This window comes from Embleya sp. NPDC127516 (genome assembly GCF_044765325.1).
Lineage (GTDB): Bacteria > Actinomycetota > Actinomycetes > Streptomycetales > Streptomycetaceae > Embleya.
In genome coordinates, this window is record NZ_JBIWJT010000088.1 from 1 (window position 1) to 4,394 (window position 4,394).

General features: G+C 69.1%; 3 protein-coding genes and 1 pseudogene. All 4 read left to right on the forward strand.

The window, feature by feature from the left end; all coding sequences use genetic code 11:
- The first annotated feature begins 916 nt into the window (after positions 1-916).
- Positions 917-1,429 (forward strand): hypothetical protein, encoded by a 513-nt coding sequence (locus ACIRL2_RS51225; protein WP_402242668.1) that lies wholly within the window; start codon positions 917-919, stop codon positions 1,427-1,429.
- Between the two features lie 1,381 nt (positions 1,430-2,810).
- Positions 2,811-3,086 (forward strand): helicase associated domain-containing protein, encoded by a 276-nt coding sequence (locus tag ACIRL2_RS51230; RefSeq protein WP_402242669.1) that lies wholly within the window; start codon positions 2,811-2,813, stop codon positions 3,084-3,086.
- Between the two features lie 298 nt (positions 3,087-3,384).
- Positions 3,385-4,227 (forward strand): TnsA-like heteromeric transposase endonuclease subunit, encoded by an 843-nt coding sequence (locus tag ACIRL2_RS51235; RefSeq protein WP_402242672.1) that lies wholly within the window; start codon positions 3,385-3,387, stop codon positions 4,225-4,227.
- A 74-nt stretch (positions 4,228-4,301) separates the two neighbouring features.
- Positions 4,302-4,394, forward strand: a pseudogene (locus ACIRL2_RS51240) (IS5/IS1182 family transposase); the annotation flags it as partial.

Genomic DNA, 4,394 nt, shown 5'->3' on the forward strand with positions numbered 1-4,394 from the left:
GTTGGAAGTGACTACGTCACTTCCAACCAACACCCAATCGCTACGCGATTGGCCACCGCGCCGAGCGTGTCCGGCTCGCGATCGCGATTGCTCGGGAACTGCGCTGGTAGCAGGCGAGGTTTGTGTGTTGCGCCATACGCCCTCCGGGATCAACGGACGGGACACCGGCCCCGTGAAGGCGGACCAACACCCCACAGCACCACAGGACTTGGAGCCGTCACCCACCAACCCATGTTGGAAACAGGCGACTTCACGACCGGTCGACCACTTCCAATATAGATGGGCATCGCGTCACGGGACAAAGCCATGCATCAAAACTCGACCCGGGTAAGATTCGAGAGGAGGGACAGGTCCCACCGGAACCGCGAACAGGTCCGCTCCGCGGCCCCACCACCACATCCGCGAACGAACCGGCACCGACCCCAGGCACACCGGACCGGCCCTCCACAACCACCACAAGACCCGCGCCCGCAACCACCAGGAACCACCCGACAAGCGGCCTGGACGCCCTCCTGCGGCCCTCACACCCCGGATCCGCCACCAGCCACCCAACCGACGCAACGCCACACGACGCCACCGACAAACCCGACCCCGAACAACAACCCGACCCGAAAGTCGGGAGGAAAACCAGACAGGAAAAGAGCGACACGAACCACCCCGCCCGCGACACCCGTTCGGCACAACCGCGCCAAGAGCCGCCGACCAAGCATTTCAGGCCGACCCCATCCTCTGCCCACCGGCTTCCCCACGGAACCGCCCCGTCCCAGATCCTGCAGACCCAACGGTCAACACATGATCAATCGACAAAACCTTTCAAAATATCCGAGAGGGAGCAATGGAGGGCTTGATCAACCCCAACGTCCCGCCGATCCGCAGCGTGGAGTAGAAAGGCCGCACGGATCGGCAAGGGGGTTCGATGGCCGTCGAGTCGGTACCGCCGTGGGATCCTCCCACCGCGCATCGCGGTGGCCGCAGCCGCCTCCCCCTCCTCCCCCGCCTCAGCTGCAGTGTGCTGCTCTTCGGGTTCGTACTGCTGTGCGCCGTCGGCATCGCGTCGTCCCTGATCTGGGGCGACGGGACACCAGGCGACCTACGCATCGACAGGAACGAAGCGGTCGGTACCTGGCGGGACGGAGACGGCGGGTCGCTCACCTTGAACATGGACGGCACCTTCCAGGCATCGGCGTTGTGCGGCCACTACCGGGGAGCGTCCTCGACCGAGGTCTTCGACCTGACTCCGCGCACGGGATCCGGCACTTGGACGTTCCACGCACCCGAGACGGGCTCCACCGAGGTTCGGTTGACGTTCGCACAGGTGCGGGACCTCACATCGTTCACGTCCGGCGGCACGCATGCGAAGCCGGTGCTGTGGCAGTGGCTCGGCGACCCCGACGAAGGTCGCCTGTGCAAACTCCACCGCGCTCCCTGACCGTGTCCTCCCTGGCGCCAGAGGTTCGAGTGCCGTGTGACCGGTCCCTCTGAATCCTTCGAATTGGCCATGGACAAGAAGGAGTTCGGGATCGAAGGACCCGGTCGTCGAGGCGCTGTTCGCGTCCTTCGGCCCTTCGAGGATGCCGACGTCGTAGTAGTGGACACGGACGGAGGCGTGGGGTTCGACGACGTCGCGATAGCGGTCCGAGACGTCGGCCGCAGTGACCGGCCGGGATTCACAGCGTTCCGCGTCACACGAAAGGGCCCGTGTTCCGGTACAAGCCGGACAGCCGGCGGTGCAAGAGGAAGTTGCAGGACCCCGACCTACGGGACGTCGTTTCCATGACGCCACAAAACCGCATCGAAATGACGCGAACATGCCCCCACACGGCTGTGACCAGGCAGATCCGCCACACGATCGACGACACATTCACGCGGCCACCACGACACCGCACCCGGAGGCGAATCGCCGCGTCGACACCCGCCCGCAGTTCCTCACCACTTACCTCACGCGACATTCCCCACACGAAACCCTCCCCACTTTCGAGTCGACGCCCGGAGCTCCTCCGCGTGCCACCACCCGAGCCCCCCGGGGCGGGCAACCCGAGCCACGACGACAAAGGCAGCGCCCTGCCGTGCACCACGGATCAACCACGATTCTGTTGTGAAGACTCAGCCGAAATCTGACGAATGAAGTTAGAAGTACGAACAGGGCTGGCCGGACGCCCACGCCCGCCAATACGCCCGACTCCACAGCGACCCGGCCGCGCCGGTCGACGCAATCATCGAGGGCTTCCCCATCGGGCGGCAGCTGCAGAAATGGCGCCAGGGCAACGGGGAAACGCCACCCGGCACGCGCGGAGCAGCTCGCCGCCATCGACCCCGAGTGGAACCCCCGGCACCGGTCGATCGATTGGCAGCGCCACCTCAACCACCTCCGCGGCCGGCAACAGGCCCACAACCCGCCCACAACCCCCGAGGGCGGCGACGGCGCAGCGGCGGGTGGGGGTGAGCCGAATGTCGGGGTGGGCGCCGATGGGTCGTACCGCGCAGCGGCGAGTGGGCGTGGGGTGCCCGACGCGGCGGCGGTTCGAGAGGGCGGGGTCGGAGGCGCGGCGGCGGGTGGGCGTGGGTCGGGTGGTGAGGTGGGCGTGGTCTGGTCGTCGCGTGGTGTAGCGGCGGGTGATGAGGTGGGGGTCGACGGCGGCGGTGCGGTGGTGGCGGTGCGGGAGGTGGTCGTTCCCGGGTCTGGGACGGTGTATCGCGGGGTGGTGATCGGGCGGTGGGTCGAGCGTCGGGTCGCGGGGTGGGAGCGGCTGAACCCGGCGTAGCGGGAGGTGCTGCTCGCCGTTGGGGTCGCGGCGCCGACCGTCGGGGCGGTGGCGGAGCGGCCTGGGGGGTCGGGTGGTCCGAGGGCGGGGCGCAGCAGGGGTGAGGCGTTCGCGGTCGGATTGGCCGCGGTCGGGGTGTTCTTCGCGCGGGAGGGGCATCTGGAGGTCCCGCGCGGGTGCGTCGAGGCCGTCGACGTGCCCGGGGGTGGCGGGGTCGAGGGGGTGCGGTTGGGGGTGTGGGTCATCAACACCCGGGCTCGGCGCGGGAAGTTGACGGGTGAGCGGGTCGCCGCGTTGGACGCGGTCGGGATGCGGTGGACGTGAGGTCGGGTGTGAGGTTCGGTGTGAGATTCGGGTGGGGGTTCGTGGTGTTCGGCTGTGTTTGGGGCGGGTTTTTGATTCCGATGGGTGGCTCTTCGGCGCTTTGGAGGGGTTGGTTCGGCTGCGCGGGTGCCGGGCGGTGGCGTCTCTGATCGGGGGTGGGCGGCGTGTGGGGGCGGGGCGGGGTCTGGTGCGGCACGGCTTTTATCACGAGCTCGGTGTGTGCGTGGGTTGTTCGTGTGGGGTGCACTCGTTCGGGTGGCGGTGGGGTTCTCTGTCTTTCTGAGGGTTTCTCGCGTACTTGACTACGGGCGTGAATGAGCGATTAGCGGTGGGCGGGGCGGGTGTTCGGGCTTCGGCGGTTGCGGAAGTGGCCGGTGTCGAGGCGGAGTTCGCCGACGCGGTGGGGTGCGTTGCGCAGCGGTCGTGGGTGGAGGCGGCGGGGTCGACGCGGTTCGAGGAGTTGTCGCCGGTGTCGGCGTTCCCGGTGGTGCCGGGACGGCGGTGCGGGCCGGGTTGGTGGTGGTCGGCGACCACCGGCGGTCATGTGGTGCACGGGTCGGCTGCGATGCGCGACCGGTTGATGGTCCTGGATCGTGATCCGCGGGTGGTGGGTTTGGCGGGGCGGCCGGTGCGGTTGTTGTGGCGCGATGCGGTGGACGGGCGGACGCGGTCGTGGGTGCCGCAGGTGTTTGCCCGGTACGCGGACGGCACCGCGTTGTTGGCCGACTGTCCGAGCCGTGCCGGGGCGGGGGGCGAGCGGGCGTTGAGAGCCGCGGCGGTGGTGGCTGCGGCGTGTGATGCGGTCGGCTGGTCGTATCGGCGGCTCGGGCCGCTGGATGCGGTTCTCGCGGCGAACCTTCGGTGGCTGGCCGGCTACCGGCATCCCCGGTATCAGGGGCCGCCCGAGCTTCGGGCCTTGCTGGGTCGGGCGTTTGCCGCGCCGCGGCCGTTGGCCGAGGGGGCGGTGTCGGTGGGTGATCCGCTGCGGGTTCTGCCCGCCCTGTATCACGCGTTGTGGTCGGGGCGGCTGGGGGCGGATCTCGGCCGGCCGCTGCACGAGCGGGTGCTGGTCGGCCCGGGTGGGCGGGGGGACGCGCGGGCCGGTGGGCGGTCCGGGGCCGCCGGACTCGAGAGGGGTTGAGTGCGGTGGGCGAGGTACGGGGCGGGCGGCCGGTGATGGAGGTCGGCGCGTTCGTCGTCTATCGGGGGCGGACCTGGCGAAAAGCCCGGCTCGACCGCAGACCCACCGGCCAGCCGGCCAAAGTCGACCTCCGCGACGTGTTCAATGCGATTCTCTACGTGAACCGC

What these genes read in the sequence shown, in the direction of transcription:
- ACIRL2_RS51225 (WP_402242668.1), top strand. Translation starts at nt 917, where the DNA reads ATGGCCGTCGAGTCGGTACCGCCGTGGGATCCTCCCACCGCGCATCGC.